At 39.7% G+C, this 18,860-nt stretch carries 16 protein-coding genes and 1 pseudogene; 1 reads left to right on the top strand and 16 read right to left on the bottom strand.

Annotated elements, in window-relative coordinates:
- Window positions 1-154: 154 nt before the first annotated feature.
- The 15 genes and pseudogenes from LCL91_RS15550 to LCL91_RS15620 form a co-directional block, all read right to left on the bottom strand.
- A complete protein-coding gene (locus tag LCL91_RS15550; RefSeq protein ID WP_255640065.1) occupies window positions 155-880 on the bottom strand; it encodes a TerC family protein in 726 nt (241 codons plus the stop codon).
- Window positions 881-968: 88 nt separating this feature from the next.
- Window positions 969-1,547: a TerD family protein gene (locus tag LCL91_RS15555; RefSeq protein ID WP_224883661.1), complete on the bottom strand. Its 579-nt coding sequence runs from the start codon at window positions 1,545-1,547 to the stop codon at window positions 969-971.
- A 69-nt stretch (window positions 1,548-1,616) separates the two neighbouring features.
- Complete coding sequence (locus tag LCL91_RS15560) at window positions 1,617-2,198, bottom strand: TerD family protein (RefSeq protein WP_224883663.1); 582 nt, start codon at window positions 2,196-2,198, stop codon at window positions 1,617-1,619.
- Window positions 2,199-2,228: 30 nt separating this feature from the next.
- The gene (locus LCL91_RS15565) at window positions 2,229-2,834 is read right to left on the bottom strand and encodes a TerD family protein (protein WP_159780993.1); all 606 of its coding nucleotides are present in this window, start codon (window positions 2,832-2,834) and stop codon (window positions 2,229-2,231) included.
- 245 nt (window positions 2,835-3,079) lie between these two features.
- Entirely contained in the window at window positions 3,080-3,745 is a 666-nt protein-coding gene (locus tag LCL91_RS15570) for a vWA domain-containing protein (protein ID WP_224883666.1), read from the bottom strand.
- An 18-nt stretch (window positions 3,746-3,763) separates the two neighbouring features.
- Window positions 3,764-4,798: an ATP-grasp domain-containing protein gene (locus tag LCL91_RS15575; RefSeq protein ID WP_224883668.1), complete on the bottom strand. Its 1,035-nt coding sequence runs from the start codon at window positions 4,796-4,798 to the stop codon at window positions 3,764-3,766.
- Window positions 4,799-4,824: 26 nt separating this feature from the next.
- Window positions 4,825-5,439 (bottom strand): annotated as a pseudogene (locus LCL91_RS15580) (TerD family protein); the annotation flags it as partial.
- Between the two features lie 171 nt (window positions 5,440-5,610).
- A complete protein-coding gene (locus tag LCL91_RS15585) occupies window positions 5,611-8,682 on the bottom strand; it encodes a carbohydrate binding domain-containing protein (protein ID WP_224883670.1) in 3,072 nt (1,023 codons plus the stop codon).
- A 35-nt stretch (window positions 8,683-8,717) separates the two neighbouring features.
- A complete protein-coding gene (locus LCL91_RS15590; RefSeq protein WP_255640066.1) occupies window positions 8,718-10,043 on the bottom strand; it encodes a glycoside hydrolase family 30 protein in 1,326 nt (441 codons plus the stop codon).
- A 31-nt stretch (window positions 10,044-10,074) separates the two neighbouring features.
- Window positions 10,075-11,421, bottom strand: a complete 1,347-nt coding sequence (locus tag LCL91_RS15595) for a GH1 family beta-glucosidase (protein WP_224883674.1) — start codon at window positions 11,419-11,421, stop codon at window positions 10,075-10,077.
- A gap of 14 nt (window positions 11,422-11,435) precedes the next feature.
- A complete protein-coding gene (locus LCL91_RS15600) occupies window positions 11,436-12,347 on the bottom strand; it encodes a carbohydrate ABC transporter permease (RefSeq protein WP_224883676.1) in 912 nt (303 codons plus the stop codon).
- A 3-nt stretch (window positions 12,348-12,350) separates the two neighbouring features.
- On the bottom strand, window positions 12,351-13,250 hold the full coding sequence (locus LCL91_RS15605; protein ID WP_098446197.1) for a carbohydrate ABC transporter permease: 900 nt from the start codon (window positions 13,248-13,250) through the stop codon (window positions 12,351-12,353).
- A 60-nt stretch (window positions 13,251-13,310) separates the two neighbouring features.
- The gene (locus LCL91_RS15610) at window positions 13,311-14,624 is read right to left on the bottom strand and encodes an ABC transporter substrate-binding protein (protein ID WP_224883678.1); all 1,314 of its coding nucleotides are present in this window, start codon (window positions 14,622-14,624) and stop codon (window positions 13,311-13,313) included.
- A 147-nt stretch (window positions 14,625-14,771) separates the two neighbouring features.
- Window positions 14,772-15,788: a LacI family DNA-binding transcriptional regulator gene (locus LCL91_RS15615; RefSeq protein ID WP_224883680.1), complete on the bottom strand. Its 1,017-nt coding sequence runs from the start codon at window positions 15,786-15,788 to the stop codon at window positions 14,772-14,774.
- A gap of 146 nt (window positions 15,789-15,934) precedes the next feature.
- Window positions 15,935-16,741: an alpha/beta fold hydrolase gene (locus LCL91_RS15620; RefSeq protein WP_224883682.1), complete on the bottom strand. Its 807-nt coding sequence runs from the start codon at window positions 16,739-16,741 to the stop codon at window positions 15,935-15,937.
- A 211-nt stretch (window positions 16,742-16,952) separates the two neighbouring features.
- Between LCL91_RS15620 and LCL91_RS15625 the strand changes: the two genes are divergently transcribed.
- Window positions 16,953-17,330 (top strand): PH domain-containing protein, encoded by a 378-nt coding sequence (locus LCL91_RS15625; protein WP_224883685.1) that lies wholly within the window; start codon window positions 16,953-16,955, stop codon window positions 17,328-17,330.
- 70 nt (window positions 17,331-17,400) lie between these two features.
- Here the strand turns inward: LCL91_RS15625 and nhaC are convergent, their stop codons facing one another.
- Window positions 17,401-18,825 carry a Na+/H+ antiporter NhaC gene (nhaC, locus tag LCL91_RS15630; RefSeq protein WP_224883687.1) on the bottom strand — a complete coding sequence of 475 codons (1,425 nt, stop codon included), beginning with the start codon at window positions 18,823-18,825 and terminating at the stop codon, window positions 17,401-17,403.
- Window positions 18,826-18,860: the final 35 nt, after the last annotated feature.

Below are 18,860 nucleotides of genomic sequence, written 5' to 3' on the forward strand. Positions count from 1 at the left end.
GCTGGCTTCTTAAAGAAGATATGCTCTTTCTGTATTTCTGATAGGTATTGAAAATATTCCAGCTTCTTCACCCCCTGTAATCACTTCTTATTTATAAAAAACGATTTAACCGTATAAAAAAGAAGGAGAGCACCAGCGTCTCCTCCTTTTTCTGCTATTCGTTCTCTTTTGCTGAAGCTGTTTCTTCTGCGTAAGGACGATTTCGATTATTAATATAATGAACAACAAATGTTCCAAGGAACGCAAGCACGATGATACCAAAGAATGCTACGTGAGGAACTTCAATATGGAAAACACTTAAGAACATCTTCAAGGCAATAATTGCAATCAATACAAACGCTGTATTTTCCATTTCAGGTACTCTTTCGATTAATTTAAGGAAAACGCCAGCTACTGTTCTCATAAGAAGAATACCGATCATTCCTCCAAGTAACAATACCCATACCTGTTCTGAAATAGCTAGTGCAGCTAAGATGCTATCAGCAGAGAAAGCGATATCCATAAGTTCTACTGAAATGACAGTAGCCCAGAACAACCCGAATGTACGCACAAGCCAGGTATCTTTTTTCATACCCTCTGTGCTTTCTTCTCCACCCTTATTTCTAAAGTGTTGAATGACAATCCAAGCAAGGTATGCAGCACCAAATACTTTGATCCACCAGAATTTAATAAGAAACATTCCGATACCAATAAATAAGAATCGGAAGAAATAAGCACCGATTAAACCATACGTTAACGCTTTTCTACGTTGCTCTGGCGGAAGGTGTTTCACCATAACGGCAAGAACGAGTGCATTATCGGCTGATAACAACCCTTCCAGAAGAACCAATGTACCAATAAGCCCCCATGCAACAGGGTCAGTTAAAACTTCCCCCCACATTTCCCAATCAAAGAAAGAGGCATATGTGTTAAGAATTTCTTGTAAAATTTCCACTTGATGTTTCCTCCTAATGTCAACTAGCTAAGCCTTAAACCTCAAGGCCATAATTTCTGCAAAGCGAAGCAAGTCCACCTGAGAACCCACTCCCAATTGCATTGAATTTCCATTCGCTACCGTGGCGATACAACTCACAAACGACAACTGCCGTTTCAATTGAGAAGTCTTCTCCAAGGTCAAAGCGCAAGAGCTCTTCTCCAGTGGATTCATCCGCAAGCCGAACAAATGCGTTGGATACTTGTCCAAAGTTCTGATGCCGCGACTCACCATCATGAATCGTTACGGTAATCCCGATTTTATCAACATGAGCTGGGATTTTGGAAAAATCAACGATCAGCTGTTCATCGTCGCCATCACCTTCACCCGTACGGTTATCACCTGTATGAATCACGGATTTACTCGGATGTTCCAAATTGTTATAGAAAATGAAATCCAGGTCATTTTGACAACGATTATTGGCATCAACTAGAAAAGCTGATGCATCCAAATCAAAGTCCGAACCACCTTGATATTTATTCGTATCCCAACCAAGCCCAATAAGTCCTTTAACGAGTCCTGGATTCGTTTTTGTTAAATCAATTCTCTGCCCTTTAGATAGTTGAATTCCCAATGTGATCCCCCAATTCGCGTTTATATTGGAATGGCAAGAGGGAGTGTCCCTCTTGCCAAAAAGAAGAATTTATCCGACTTGTAAACCAAAATCAGTTGCAATTCTAGCAAGTCCACCTTGATAACCTGATCCAACTGCAGAGAATTTCCATTCGCCGTTATGACGGTATAGTTCACCTACAATAATCGCCGTTTCAATTGAGAAATCTTCTCCTAGGTCGTAACGGATGAGCTCTTCATTTGAATCTTCATTTAAAATGCGTACGAATGCATTCGATACTTGACCGAAATTCTGGTTACGTGCTTCAGCATCATGAATTGTAATGACGAATGAAATTTTCTCAATTTCAGCTGGCACATCTTGAAGATGAACTTTTACTTGCTCGTCATCTCCTGCACCTTCACCAGTACGGTTATCACCTGTATGAACAACCGAACCGCCGCCACCTTCAGTTTGATTATAGAAAACAAAATCTTTATCAGAAGAACACTTACCAGTGCTATCTAATAGGAAGATGCTTGCGTCCAGGTCAAAGTCATTTCCACCATCGTATTTGTTCGTGTCCCAACCAAGTCCTACGATAACTTTTGAAAGTCCAGGATTTGTTTTTGTTAAATCTACTTTTTGTCCTTTAGATAATGATACAGCCATGCTAGTCAGCCCCTTTAGTATTATAGTAGTTTAGTATTTTTTCGCAATATCGCTTAACCCTGCATCGTTCGTTCCATTTCCAATAGCAGCAAATTTCCATTCACTACCGTGGCGATAGATTTCTGCAACGAATAGGCTTGTCTTACCAGAGTAGTTATCTGTAAGATTAAATTTAAGCATCTCTTCTTGATTTGATTGATTGACTACGCGAATAAACGCGTTCTGAATCATACCAAAATCCTGTTTACGTTTTACGGCATCATAAATATTAACAACAAAAACGAGCTTCGTAATGCGTTGTGGAACTTGTCCGAGATCGATCATAATTTGTTCATCATCACCGTCTCCTGCACCCGTTAAATTGTCACCTGTGTGATTAATACTTCCACATGCGCTTTTTAAATTACCAAAATAAATTAAATCTTTCTTAGAAGTTAACTTATCATCTTCAAGCATTAAGATTGAAGCATCACAGTCTACGTTAGCGCCACCGCTTCCGCCTCCAAAAAGACCACCAAGAAGGCCACCTTTCTTTTGTTCAACTGGATCCCAACCAAGACCAACCATAATTTTTGATAAGCCGGCATTTCCTTTTGTTAAGTCAATTCGTTGACCTTTCTGCAAAGAAATTGTCAAATCGTTTCACTCCTGTTAGTAGATTTAAATCGATTATGATAGTATGCGTATTAAATTTAATCGTTAGCTGCCTATTCTGTAATACGTGCCTAACTTTGAAAAGTTTCAAGTTTCAACAAAAAAATTGTTTTAACAGCAAAAACAGATTCTTTCTATTTAAAACTAACATATTTTCAGCTAAAATGAATCCTTTAACCCCTGGTCAACTCTAATAAATTGAAAAGATTTTGTCGATTCTGTTAACGCTACTGTATCACTTTCTTTTCTCTTGCTTCTTTCAACCAATCTGGAAATTCATTTAGAAGATTATTGTACAATACTTCATCACTTGTCCGGTCGATATCTTCTATATGGAAGAAGTTGGCGTTATCTATGAACCTCCCCGTCATGGTATCCAATTTCTCTAGCACATCAAAATTAGAATCTCCTATTCCAATAAACTGCCAAAAAAGTGGTTGGTCTGAGGATTCAACAATCGCTTTCTTAATTCCACGTTTACAGCCACCATCATTAATAAACACAATGAACACCGGCTCTTTAGATGGGTCTTCTTTAACGTATTTATTAATAACATCTTCCATTACTTTAGGTTCATCGTTTCTACCAAATTTATGAACGAGGTCGTTCGAAAGTATTTGATGATCTACGTATCCTTCGAAATCAAATTCTGTTACAGGTTTTAACCGACTAAATTCATTATCATAGACCCACACATCTAATGAACCATCATCATCAAATTGACTTGCAACGGCCAGAACACGCTCAACTACTTTTTGTACAGTACCTTCTTTATATAGTTTTCGCATTGATCCGCTGATATCTAGGACAAGTCCTACTCTTGCGACAACTTGATCAAGATTTTTCTTCTTTAACACAATACCTGCGTTCTTTTTCATTAATGTAATACTCATCTGGTTACCTCCTTCATATTAAGAAAGAACAACTTCTTTTTCGATATGACTGGCGCGTATTCCCATTGCGGGATCTAACTTTAGAAATTCATTTCCACCATTTTGTAACAACTTGATCGCTTCATAAGGAATGTTAATGCCTGATAAACAGCTAATGTTTAGTCCGCCGGCCATCCTTGGATTAATTTCAAGAAGCTTTGGAATGCCATTGCTGAACTTCACTTGAATATTTGAAATATAATCAATTTGATACTCTTGATGAATCGCCCGCGCAATTTGAAGTAACTCCTCATTTTCCTCAAGTTCCCTTACTCGTCCTTCTACCTTCTTTCGAGGGATAGCAAGATGTAGATCGCCATTGTACGCAAGGCAGTCAATGCTATATTCATATCCATCTAAATACTCTAGTACCATCAAATCTTGAAATGACTCTTGCTGACTTAAGATTGAGCATGCATGTTCATACGAAATCCTTCTCGAAACTCCTTCTGTCAGAAGCTCTTCAATCGTTTCCTGCTCCTCTTTTATCACACGAAAACCATTCGCACCTTCCCCGATTACAGGCTTGAAACAAACCGTATGACCCTTCTCTCGAAGATAATGATACGCTTTTTTAAAATCTTCCACTTTGTTTACAACCACATAGTCCGGAAGAGGCACAATTGATTTCTTTAGCTCTTTTTCCTTCGTAAGAATGGATTGGTACATGGCAGCTTTATTGTCCATAAGAGCCATCAGTTCTGCATCACTTACGAGAACTTTTACACCAATGCTGTGGAATTTCGAAAGGTTCCTTGAGATGAGGACATTTTCTTTACGCGGAATAAACAAATCGATTTCCTTATCGATACAAATCTGAAGGCAGTACTCAACGTACGCATGCCCACTTAGATCAGGTTCTACAAACGCTTGATCGCAATACTGTAAATACAAGGCATCTTCATTCGGGTGTGAACCATATACTTCGAACACCTTTCCGTCATGGTTCTGTCGAATCATTTCTATGTAATGGGCAACTGTTGTAAACCATCGATTAAACCATATTCTTGTCATGTTTGACTCCTTCTTTTGTATGAAAGCTATTTAGATCCTGCGGTCCATTTCATCTTCCATTTGTAGGCCCGATCCATTTGTTGATGTCCACTGAAGTACTCTACAAGTCTTCTTACTTTAAATGTCTTATCATTAATATTTTCGATCATGGCAATGGCACACATATTTTGTCCGTTGCGATGATCATCTAATTTCACAGTAATATCCTCTCCATCATCGTATGTTAACGTGACAACCCCATCAGCTTCCGACCAATTTACTGCTCCTTCATAGATAAATGCATAAATGAGAACGCGCTTGATTTCTGAAATACGACTCCCATTAATTCGCAAGTTTTCTCCACCAGCAACTGCACCCGTTCGATCATCCGCATCCAATTGCATATAAGGAATTTGATCAAAAGACCCATATGCGTTCCCTAGCGCTTGAACGCACCCCTTTTTTCCGTTCTTCAATTCAAAGAGGCAACCGAGATCGAGGTCTGTATGTTGATTTTGTGTTTTATTCTTAAACAAACTAGAGAAAAATCCAGATGACTGCTCATTGCTTCCTTCAGTCCAATTAAGATTGACGAGGATCTCGCCTAAAGGCATGCTTGTTTTTGAAAGATTAATGGAATCGCCCTTTTTCTTCAATTCAATCATTTCGCCACCCCAATCCATAAGATCATATTCCAATTTTAAACATTCGACAGATTTCAAAATACTCCTTTATTCGTCAAAAAATTGTTATCTACTGTGTACGAAAGTAAATGAAAAAGAGTTAGACCAAGTAAACCTTGACCCAACTCTTTTTTCGACAATTTCTTCCCTTTATCGGGTAGTGACAGGCACTATCTCTACGTTATCTAACACGATCGTTGATGGCGTAGCAGTACCATCAATTTTTCCAACTTCAAAGACAATCTTTCCATTTGCACTTGTTGCTTGATCCATCTGGAACATAAACGAATGCGTTTCTACTTCTTCTCCAATCGAAACCTTTTTTGTTTCCATGAACGGAATGAACCAAGGATCTGATGTTAATGGTTCACCGATAACAACGTTAATATCTTTTGTCACTGTGGCGTTAGCATCAAATGATACAGTATACGTTGTTCCTTCTTCTAAGAAAAGATTTTCCTGGAATACTTGAGGACTGTATGACTGCTCACCCGTTTTTGAAACCATGATCTTCATCTGGCCATCTTCATGAGTGATTTCTCCTTCAGCTTTACCGCTCCACTGATCTCCCCACCAAGAGCCCCAATTTGTTAATCCATCGGAAAAATCACCATTTCTTATTACGGTTTCAGTATCGGATTGCTCTGGTGAAAAGATGAGCCAATCTAAGTTCAGATTAGCCGCATTCACCTGAAGCGTTTGAAGACCCTTTTCTAAATAGATTGTGTCTGTAACAGTTTTCCAAGTCCCCCATCCACCTGTTTGGGCAACGTCGATAGAAGTTAGTTGATCGGCTTCTCCAACTAAAATTTCACCCATTTCTCGTGTGCCATCGTACACATTCCCCGCTTTACTCAACAATGTGACATTAGCTCCATCTCGACCTGAAGCGACTTGATAACGTACAGTATAATTGCCCTCTTCTTTCACATCTACTGCATACTGCATCCAATCACCTTCATCAATCCAGCCAACACTTTTGCCATCTTCTCCAATCTGAACGCCGGACATCGATTGAAAATCTTCTGCCTCTACTTTCGTTACGCCTTCAATCGTAACGGGTGGTGCTACGCGTTTCATTTCTACATTATCAATCGTAACGCTCGAGCGATTGCTTCCGCCTAGTAAAAATTCAAATACCGTTTTAGAATCGGTTTCTTTCATATCAATCATAACTTGATAAGAGCTCATCTCTTCTGTAATGGAAATGTTCTCATCCCTAACATACTCCTGTGAACGAGCTTTATCTGTCAATCGTACTCCAATTGATCTTGCTTCATCCGCTTTTGCATCGAAGGTCAGAACGTAAACACCTTCTTCTACATTCAAATTATCCTGACTGAGACGTACGTCCTCAAGTTCATTTGATTGTTTAACATCAACTGTCATTTCACGAGATGGAATTGCTTCACCTACAGAAGCACTTGCCTTCGCTTTTCCTTCCTTCTCAAGATCCCAGAAAACCATTCGGTCATTTCCTTGATCAAATGTTCCGTTGTAAATATAGTTACCAGTAGGAAGAACTTTTTTCGACGCATTCGGATCCTTTGGCAGTTTAACGAGACTGACATTATCAATCCAAACTGGTAAATCTGAACTCTGCCCCATGTTGAACTCGATGCGGGAATGAGGATCTGTCCCATTTTCCATCTCAAATTCGTATGAGTAAGTTTGATAATTTGAAGACAGGTTTACACTTTTATCTGACAGATATCTAGCAAACCCCTGCTCAGGACCAGAAACATTCACAACCATTCCACGATCACCGCTTGAGCGTGCATGAAACGAAAGCTTATAACGTTCGCCATTCTCAAGTGGTACATTGGGTTGAACAAACTGAACCGCATATGACTGGTCGCCTGGATCAGATATCGTCACATTTGCTTCTCCATCGACTACAGTCACTTCCCCTACACCACCAAATAAATCGGATGGTTCAAAGGGTTGAAAATCCCAGTATTCGAGGTCTGTATCAAATTGACCGTTATAAACGTAGTCACCATTTATCGGTTCTCGTAAATCTTGAACACTTTCTTCAGTTATCGGCCGCTCGCCTGCTTCACGGTACTCACCATCAAGCTCATATACTTTCACATAATCAACGAGCATCTGGTTTGGAAATAGAGTTGACTCATCTGGGTAACCTGGCCAATTTCCTCCAACAGCTAAGTTAAGCTGTAAGAAAAAATCGCGATCGAAAGGTGCAGGATACGTATAAGGTGCCGCTTCATTTTCATTTTTAGTAAACCAGTCATTTTGCTTTGCATAAAGAATACCATCTACATACCAGCGAAATTCGCCTGGCTCCCAGTCTAATGTAAACGTATGATACTCATCTGAGAAATCGCCTACAGGAAGATCATAGGATTCACCTGTATTCTTCCACGGCTTTCCGTAATGTAGAGTTCCATATACGGTATCAGGATCATGGCCGAGAAGCTCCATAATATCGATTTCACCAGTTGCTGGCCAACCTGAATAAAGCTCATAATCTGTCGGCATCATCCAGATCGCTGGCCACATCCCCTGTCCTTTTGGAAGTTTCGCTTTAATTTCATATCGTCCATACGTCCAATCGCCTTTATTCTGGGTGGTTAACTTTGCAGATGTATAGTCATTTCCTCTGAATTGCTCCTTATGAGCCTCAATGACTAAAGATCCATCTTCCACACGAGCGTTTTTTTCTCGATTCGTATAATTTTGCCACTCGTTGTTCCCATAACCACCGCCACCTTGGACAAAGTTCCACTTTTCTTCGTTAATTGACTCACCATTAAATTCATCTTCCCATACGAGGTTCCATTCTTCTTTTTGAATGTCGCTTTTCTTTAACTCAATTTGCTTATAGTCCACGATTTCATTATCTTCATCAAGGACGTAAAGCATCACGAACTTGTTAATTTCTTCATCCACACCAGATAAATCTGTTCCAGAGACATAAGGATTCGTAACAGTCCGATCACTCGGCACAGCTTCTCCTACTTTAGCTTTGATTGCTTTATTTGAGATCTTCACAGCAAGATGCAGATCATCTTGAACAGAAGCTCTCAATTTTGTTGTTCCGTGGACTTTCCCTTTCATTACAGCAGGATGAAAGGGTTTCGCAACAACTTGTTCACTATCGTTTTTTTCTTTTCCTTTATCGTGACTGGAGGCAGCGGTTGGAATCGCAGGACTTAAAGCAAGAACACCGGCAAGTAGAACGGGTATAACACTTCGCATAAAAAATGGTCCTCCTCAAATTTTAAAAGATGTCTTTATATAAGAATTGTAGAGATCGAATGACCAGGCATCTGGACAGCTACATTCTGTTCCTCGAGCTCCAGATTAACAGCATGTTCTTCATCATTTTCATTCATAAGAATAACGACTATTTCTCCAGTCGGATTTTGAAAAGCCGTTAGTTGAATAGCATTGTTAGAAGCAGTACATGATATCCGAACGGCGCCAGGCTTTACATACTTACTAAAGTGACCGATATAATAAAAAGAACTATTGTAATGAACTTCACCTGTTTTCGTATCAACAATGACCGGTGCATCACAATAATTTCCTACGTGATTCGGACCGCCTTCTTCATTCAATACAATATTCCAATCAATCCATGCTTCTAAGTAGTTGTTCAAGTCTCCAATTATGTTCCGCGCGTATCGCTCACCAGTATGCCACGCACCGAGTTGCACTCCTCCTTCAATGCAACCTTCTGTGAAGATAAGGTGCTTATCAGGGAAAGCATTGTGAACTTTTGAAAGATTTTCGAACTCCTCAGAAACGTACCAATGAAGTCCAGTTCCCCAAACATATTGAGCTGCTTCTGGGTCAGACAAAACTTTACTTGCCCGTTCATAAACAACGTCTCGATTGTGGTCCCAGATAATCACTTTAAGATCGTCTCTACCGTTCTTCCGTATTTCGGGTCCAAGGTGGTTTTTAATGAAATCTCGTTCTTCTTCTGCTGTATAAAGACAAGAGTCCCATACTTGCTTTGCTTCAGGTTCATTCTGGATCGTTAATCCCCAAATCGGGATACCTTCCGCTTCCATTGCGTCAACATACTTCATGTAATAGTTCGCCCAAGTTGATTGAAACTCAGGAAGAAGCTTTCCACCATGATTCATTTCATGATTGCTTTTCATCCAATGCGGAGGACTCCATGGCGAAGAAACGATAGATAAGCTTACTCCAGCTACCTTAGTCGCATCTTTTATCAATGGAATGACAAGTTCCTTTTCCCGCTCAATTGAAAAGGTTGATAAAGATGTATCATTTTCTTCAACATACGTATAGTTACCTAACGAAAAATCACAGCTATTTATATGAGTACGACCGAAACGATAACCAAGTCCTTCTTCTGGATGAAAATAGCGATGAATAACTTCATTCCTTTTCTCTTCGCTAATAAGAGAAAGGGTATGAGCAGATGCCTCTGTAAAGGCACCACCAAACCCTAGTAATGTTTGATAGGTTTCATTTGGATTCAGCTTAATCTGAGTAGCATCTTCATTTGGAAGAGATGAGACTTCTAGTGGTTCTTTAACGTTAAGAAGATCTCCATTATCTCTAGCCGATTGAATATGAGTCATTGTTTTTGTTTTCACAGAATGCCCCTTCCTTTTATGCATTGAGTGGCAGAACGGATCCTCTATTCTTCACAATATCCGCATACCACAATGCACTGTCTTTCCAGATTCGTTCCTGCGTTTCATAATTCACGTAGATTATGCCAAAACGCTTATCATACCCAAAGCTCCATTCGAAATTATCAAGCAACGACCACAAATAGTAACCCTGAATGTTCATGCCATCTTCATTTAAATCTGAAACAGCTTGAAGATGCTTTTCTACGTAATCGATTCGCTTTTGATCGTGAACTCGTCCGTCTTCCACCTTATCATCGTACGCTGCGCCATTTTCCGTAATATAAATTGGAAGATCTGTATATTCATTTCTTAATCTTCTAATGAGGTCCTTAAATTCATTTGGTGCGATATCCCAGCCCATTCCGGTTTTTTCGTAATCAGAATATGCCCCCTGGGTCATAAAATCATTGGCCGCATTAAATTCGACTAAACCACGGCTATAAAAGTTAATACCGAAGAAATCGCATTGTGTAGAGATTGTCTGCAAATCGCCATCTTGAATAAAATCAAAATTATGAACATATTTAGAGAACAAGTTCATCATGTCTACCGGGTAGCTTCCTTTAAAAACTGGATCTAAGAACCAGCGATTCGAGTAACCATCTGAGTTATTTGCTGCAAGGCGATCGTTAACTGAATCCGTTTTCGGATAAACAGGCGATAAATTTAACGTAATCCCAATGGATGTCGTCGAAGTAAATTCATTTTTCAACAGATTCACCGCTTCTCCATGAGATAAAAGCATATGGTGAACAGCACGAACAGCTTCATCTAAGTTCGTATGTCCTGGAGCATGAACGCCCATATGATACCCAAGGAAGCCAGCACACCAAGGTTCGTTGTGCGTAATCCATGAATCTACTAATCCATCAAGCTCACGGAAGCAAACTTTTGCATAATCCAAGAACCACTCGACTGAATCTCGGTTGACCCATCCGCCTTCTTCATGTGCCCACATTGGAAGGTCCCAGTGGTAGAGAGTAACAGCTGGCTTAATGCCTTCTTCACGCAATCGTTTTGCTAATGTTTTGTAGAAGGCCATTCCGTCTGGATTATAATCCCCCTTCGCTGGGAATATTCGTGGCCAAGCGATGGAGAAGCGGTAACTGTCTACCCCAAGTTCTTTAATAATTTGGATGTCTTCTTCATAGCGATGGTAGTGATCACAAGCTACATTACCATTGTGCTGTTCATACACTTTACCTGGGATATCACAGAACATGTCCCAGATGGAAGGAGTTCTTCCTCCCTCGTTGTGGGCTCCTTCAATTTGATACGAAGATGTTGCCGTTCCAAACGTAAAGTCTTTATTGAAATTCATATACTTCCACTCCCCTACTCTTTAACAGCTCCTGCTGAAATACTATTAACGATGTATTTAGATAAAAATAGAAAGGCGATCATGATCGGTACAACAGAAATTGCGATACCTAGATACATAGAACCTAAATTCTGTGCGACCTGTGAACCTTTTAGGAATCCCATCAAAACCGGTAGCGTGTACTTTTCTGGTGAAAATAGAATCACTAACGGCATAATGTAGTTGTTCCATGAGCCGATGAAAGTAAAGATCGACATCGTTGCTACTGCTGGCATCATGATCGGAATCGCAACCGTATGGAAGATCCGCAATTCGCTTGCTCCGTCAATCCGAGCCGCTTCAATTAAACTAGGATGAAGCGTTGTTTGAATGTACTGACGTAAGAAGAAAACGACAAATGGACTAGCAACTGCAGGAACAATCAATGGGATGAATGTATCCAGAATGCCAAGGTTTTTACAAAGCTCATAGAACCCAATAAGACCTAACTGACCTGGTACCATCATCATCACAAGCATAAAAACGAACAAGAAATTTTTACCTTTAAATGTATAGAAAGCAAAGCCATACGCAGTTAGAGCTGAAAAGTAACCAGTTAAAAGCGTCACAAGTACCGAAATTATTAAACTATTTTTAAAACCATTCCAGATGTTTACGTATTCCATCATCGTGCGATAGTTCTCCATTAGTGCTGTACCAGGAATTAATGTAAACCCAGTAAGAATCGCATCATTTGAACGCGTTGCATTGACAAGCATCATAAGGAATGGAATAAAACAAATAACCGCAGTTAAAATGAGTAGCGTATAAATGATTCCCTTCACACTCGAGCGACGCTTCTTCGTCTTCTTTTCTTGAGGGATTAGCGTTCTTTTTGCCAATTGTTCAGGCGTCACATTGTTTTCGATTTCTGATCGGTCGATCATGATTTACACCCGCCTCGCTTGTTTACGCTCGTTGCCATACATTGATTTAAAGACAATTGCTGAGAAAATCACTGTAATAATAAACAGCCCGTATGCAACGGCAGCAGCGTAACCATAATTGTTGTACTTAAATGCCTGGTTGTATAAGTAGAGAACCATCGTATTTAACGATCCATCCGGAGAACCAATACCATCTGTTAAAAGCATAGGTAAATCAAAGAGCTGGAGACCACCAATTAACGAGGTAATCATAATGTAAAGAAGGATCGGCTTTAACAAAGGAAGCGTAATTTTGGTGAAGGTTTGCCAACGATTCGCTCCGTCAATTAAAGCAGCTTCATAGAAATCAGTGGAAATTCCTGATACTCCCGCCATAACGACGATGAAGGAATGGCCAAACCACATCCATGTGAGAATAAGAGATACTGAAAGTTGAGCAGTTGTTGGCTGATTCAACCAGTTAATAGGCTCTGAGATAACCCCGATATTCATTAAAACCATATTTAACGATCCGTGCTGCCAATCTAGTAGAATGCCAAATAATAGAGCTACCGAACTGACGGTAATTAAATTTGGTAGATAGAAGATCGAGCGGAAGAATGAAAGTCCCTTCATCTTCACTCGCGCGTCTGAGAAAATCATAGCTAGAATAAGGGCAATGACAATTTGGAGAGCAAAGTTCACACCCCAGATTTTCCATGTATTAAAAAATGCCTCTACAAAATAGGAGTCAGCAATTAATCGTTGGTAGTTCGCAAAGCCTACTACTTCTGCTGTTCCACTACCGCTGTAATTTGTAAAACTATAGTAGAAGGTTAGTGCTACTGGATAGATATTAAATATGAGAAAAATGATCCAAAACGGAGCTATAAAGGCATAGCCATAGCGGTTCAGATTCTTCATCTCGTCGCTCCTTTCAAAATAAGATAAGCGGTATAAGAATCCTTACACCGCTTACACTTCTTACTTCTTTGGTACCTTTAATTCAGGGTAAGCATTTTGTGCTTTCTTATAAAATTCAGCAATCGCTTCGTCTTTTGATTTCTTACCGTCTACATACTCCTGAACCGCATTACCATAAAATGTATCAAGCTGCTGATCGTACTTTGTGACGATACCTGGCTCAATGCTCTTTGCTTGCTCAAGGAAGAACTGGTAGTTGTTTTGTCCACCAAGGAACTCATCACTGAAATCGCCTTTGATTTCATTCGTAACTGGAAGGTAAGAAAGAACATCGCCTGTTTCTTTCGCCCAATCTGTTAGGAATTCATCATCTTGTGTCATCATTTTCACAAAATCATACGCAAGCTCTTTATTCTCAGACTTGTTGTAGACCCCTAACCAAGTTCCACCCCAGAAATACGGACTAGGACCACTCGTTACTGCCCAGTCTCCAACAGAATCTTCTACATTTGTCTTCAAGACACTATGTAGCCCCCATGTAGGAAGAACATAAGAGAAAACTTCTGTTTCAGTTTCATCGCCATTTTCTTTTACCTTAATTGGCTTATCCATTGCTTCAAACCATGAAGGTGACCATTCTGGAGCAAGCGCTGTATAGCTCTCTTCACGAAGTTTTTTCGCATAATCTAGAAATTCGATTTTTTGATCTGTTAATTTTAATTCATCCTTTTCATTAACCCATGCTTGAGGATCATCACCTTGAGAGAACCAGCGAATTGAACCTTCATCTGGGAACATACGGTAACCTTTTTCCTTCATTTTTTCTGACACTTCAAATACTTTATCCATTGACGTTAGCATTTCACCAATTTCATCAGGATCATCAGTGCCAAGCACTTCTTTCGCAATGCTACGCTTGTAGTAAATTCCACCAGGTGTTGTTTGCCACGATAATGCTCTTACATCACCATTCTCGTCCTTACCTAAGTCAAAAACATAAGGCACATAGTTATCTGCAAGTTCATTTACGTTATAAGGATTCTCAGAAAGGTTTTCCCAGTAACCAGCATTTACCCACTGCTTCAAAAACGCGATTTCTCCCGTAAACACATCTGGTGCGCCTACGCCACTTTCAAGAACAGGCTTAAGCTTAGTAGGGTAGTCAGCAATCGGTACAATTGTTAGCTCGATTTTCACACCATTTTTTTCTTCGAATTTTGTAATTGGTTTCTTTAACTCATCGGTAAAAGACCAAACTTTTAAATCAACATCTTTATCCCCTTTTGCTTCTCCTGAAGACTCCGAGTTTGAACAACCAGCTAAAATACCAAACAATAAGACGAGTGACATCATAAGACCAATAACCTTTTTCATGGATAAGCCCCTTCCTTTTTTCAAAGAATGTATGATTAGCGAAACCGGTTTCGAAATGGGTATAAAATAAAATCGAAACCGGTTTCGATTTAACCAAAAATATAAATCCCCTTCATTGAAAGCGGTTTCTTAAGCGGCTAAAAAAATTTATTTTTTCTTTAGTCGTTTACAAGATTCTCTTTCAATTAACTCGACTGGGATAATTTCTTCTGTGATGATTTTTTTCTTTTGAATGATTTGCTTCATAAGAAGCTGGGTTGCACGAATGCCAATTGAATCAGTATCCTGTTTAATTGTTGTTAATTTCGGTGTTACATAACTTGCCATTTCGATATCATCATAACCAATGATCGAGATATCATCCGGGATATTGTATCCTCTTTTCTTAGCAACTTCCATTGCACCTATGGCCATATGGTCCCCTGCTACAAAGATAGCTGTAGGAGGCTCTTTTAAATCAAGAAGCTTATCCATGGCTTTCGCGCCTTCTTCAATAGAAAACATTCCACCATTTACAAGATAGCCCTCTAAAATCGGAAGCTTTAACTTCTTCATTGCGTCTGAGTAACCTTGAATTCTTACTTGGCCAGCATAGATAGAAGGTTCGCCTGATATATGGGCGATCTTTGTATGGCCGAGCGAATACAAGTAGTTAATTGCAAGTGCACCACCAGAAAGGTTATCAGAGAATACGACACTGCAGTTTCGATTACTCATATCAATAACAACAATTGGAATGCTAGCATCTATCATTTCTTGCACCTGTGGATCATTTGGATCTGAGCAGATGACTACAATGCCATCCACACCTCGATACATGAAGTGCTCAAGATAACTTGATCCTCTGTTACGGAGGTTCCTAGAAGCAAGAATAAGATCATACCCTTCCTTCTCAGCATGTTTTCGAAAGCTTTCAATAACAGCACTGAAAAATGGATGCTTCATCCCGATTTGATTGTCTTCCGAAAACATGACGCCTATTGTCCATGATTTCTTCGTTGAAAGAGATTGTGCATGAGCATTTGGTAAGTAGCCCATTTCAGTAGCCGTATCAAGAATGGCCTGCCTCGTCTTTTTGCTAACATCTGGATAATTATTAAGTGCTTTGGAAACGGTCGTACTTGAAAATCCAGTTTTTCTTGCTAAATCATAGATTGTAATCATCTTTGTCTCCTCTAGATCGAAAGCGCTTTCGTTGATGTTATTATAGCCCAGCTTTTTTGGATAAGCAACACCTATTTTTAGGAAAATTGAAAGTTTTTTGAAAGAAAAAAAGACAAGTAAACAGGCTTACTTGCCTTTTCAGAAAGCTAATTCAGACTCCCAATAAATTCATCAACAATCCGATTAAATCGCTCAGCTTCTTCTATAAATGGACAATGGCAGCTATCTTCAAATAAAACAAGTTTTGCGTTAGGAATTTCACGTTCTAAGTGCTCCCCTGCTGCTACTGGAATGAGCTTTTCTTCTTTTCCAAAACACAATAGCGTTGGTTTCGTGATTTGATTTAAATAAGGACGGCAGTCAATGATCGATTGATCGAATAAAATAGCACTCGCAATGGAAGCTGGCATTTTTGTTGTCTCCGCTAACATCCACTCAAGCTCAGATTGAGATCGGTCCTCTTTAAACATGAGAGGTATAAACCCTTGAAGCAATGCCTTCTGATCGGATTGAATGTCTCTCATCATTCCTGTCAGTGCGGGGAGATCGAATGCACCAATATCAAAATCAGGCCATTTGAAGTCAGATGCGAGTTCATCAACAATAACTGTTCCTTTCACATTGTCTTCACCGAACTGGTGCAAATATTCCCAAATGACAAAGGCTCCCATTGACCAACCAACTAGCGTGACTTCTTTTAAGTGAAGTTCATCGATGAACTTCTTAAGATCACGAGCATAGTTTGCTACAGTATGACCAGTTTGAACATGAGAAGACTGGCCATGACCCCTTAAATCCAAAGAAATTGCTCGATACTTCTGTCTAAAGTATGGAAGCTGCTTTTTGAAAAAACGACTACTCATCCAAACACCGTGAATAAAAATAACAGGACTCCCCATTCCCACATCTTCATAATAAAGTTCAAGATCATCTTCAAGATTCATAAATGGCATTGTTACCCCTCCTAATAGTAATCACTGCTGTTCTTCCTGATTGCATTGTTAACTTGAGTGTAGCACGAGCATCATTCGATACGTATGCAAGAACACGCTCTTTTATCCATATATTGCTCGACAACATTCGAGCCAGTTCGGGTGGTGACAGGCACTTCCTATGCTAGAATATAAGGGAATGCATGATAAAAAATGTGAAGGAGGAGTTACAATGGGCATTTTAAGTGGATTTATGGGAAATGCTTCAACAATGAAGAAAGAAGACGTGAAGAAAGAACTGTCTAACATTCTTGCTGACACAGAAGAGGTGAATGCTGCGTTTAAGCTTGTCAGAGATTTAATCGTGTTCACAGACAAACGGCTTTTATTCGTTGACAAACAGGGTATGACAGGTAAGAAAGTAGAATATCATTCTGTTCCATACAAGAGCATTTCGCACTTCAGTATTGAAACAGCAGGACACTTTGATCTTGATGCAGAGCTTAAAATCTGGATTTCCAGTTCACAGACTCCTACCTTCTCGAAGCAGTTTAAGAAGGATGATAGCATCTATACAATCCAAAAAATTCTTACGGAGCTTTGCGGATAAAACTTAGATCAATTCAAAAAGCAGAATCCCCTTAACAGGAATTCTGCTTTTTATTTCATACCGCTCCCTATTATCCTACCTTCTCTTCATCCTCCACCCAGTTCATTCTCTCTTCTTTTGTCATATAAGCAATTGTTAAACCGCTCCACGCAAAGGCAATTGAAAGAATAGGTACAAGATAGTTTAAAATCGCATATGGCGCATAGTCAATCACAGAAACTCCTAACGTACCAAAGATAAATACAGCACACGTATTCCACGGGACAAACACAGAAGTTAATGTGCCCCCATCCTCGATCGCCCTTGATAAATTTTTGGGATGGAGATTTAACTCCCTATATCTCTTTACATACATCCGACCTGGTAGCACTACTGATATATATTGCTCTGCCGTTAACACATTTGTGGCAAAGGCAGACATAACTGTCGTCGTTAATAACCCTTTTGCTGTTTTTGCTATTTTAATAATTTGATTTACAATTGCATGAAGCATTCCTGTGTTTTCTAGTATCCCACCAAACGTCATCGCACAAATAACGAGAGAGACGGTATACATCATATCGTCTATGCCACCTCGATTGAAAAGTTCATCGATTGTGGCATTCCCTGTTTCAATGAAAAACCCGCTTTGCAATGTATTGACTGCTGTTCCTACATCACCGCCCTGCACAAAAACATCAGCAAGAAAACCCAGAATAATACCAGAAATTAAGGAAGGGATAACGGGTACTTTTTTTGATACTAATACAATCACTAGAGCTGGCGCTATAAGGAGCCAAGGTGAAATAACGAACTCTTCTTGTAACACTTTCATAATCGCTTCGATTTTCTCAAAATCAATCTTATTTGAGGCGAATTTTGTTCCTAAATACCAGTAAACACCTAGAGCAATGATAAAAGCGGGAACTGTAGTATACGTCATATGCTTAATATGCTCGAACAAATTTGCCCCTACTGTTCCTGAAGCGAGATTCGTCGTATCTGAAAGAGGGGACATTTTATCGCCAAAGTACGCTCCTGAAATAATCGCTCCAGCAACCATCCCAGAAGGAATGTCCATACTCATCCCTATTCCCATCCCTGCAATACCAATTGTCCCCATTGTGGACCACGAACTTCCCGTCGCAATTGAAACAATGGCACAAATAACCGCAATAGACACTAAGAAAAAAGCTGGCGATATGAGCTTTAAACCATAATAAAACATCGTTGCTACAATTCCTCCGCCAATCCATGCGCCGATCACAATCCCTACAAGAATGATGATAACCACTGCTGGTAACGCAAGACGAATTCCTTTGTAAATACTAGATTCGATTTCACCCCAACTGAAACCAACAAACCAAGAAATGAAAGCGGATACAATAGCGCCTAGAATAAGAGGGATATGGGCACTTCCTTCAAATACGACAATGGTAAACACCATCGCAACAATCATAGCTATGAACGGAACAATTGCTAAACCAAAAGTCATCTGCTTATCGGTTCTCCTCATTCGCTTACCTCCAGTTTAATTCATGGTCTACCTAT

Origin of the sequence: Guptibacillus hwajinpoensis (genome assembly GCF_020171785.1) — a bacterium.
Taxonomy (GTDB): domain Bacteria; phylum Bacillota; class Bacilli; order Bacillales; family Guptibacillaceae; genus Guptibacillus; species Guptibacillus sedimenti.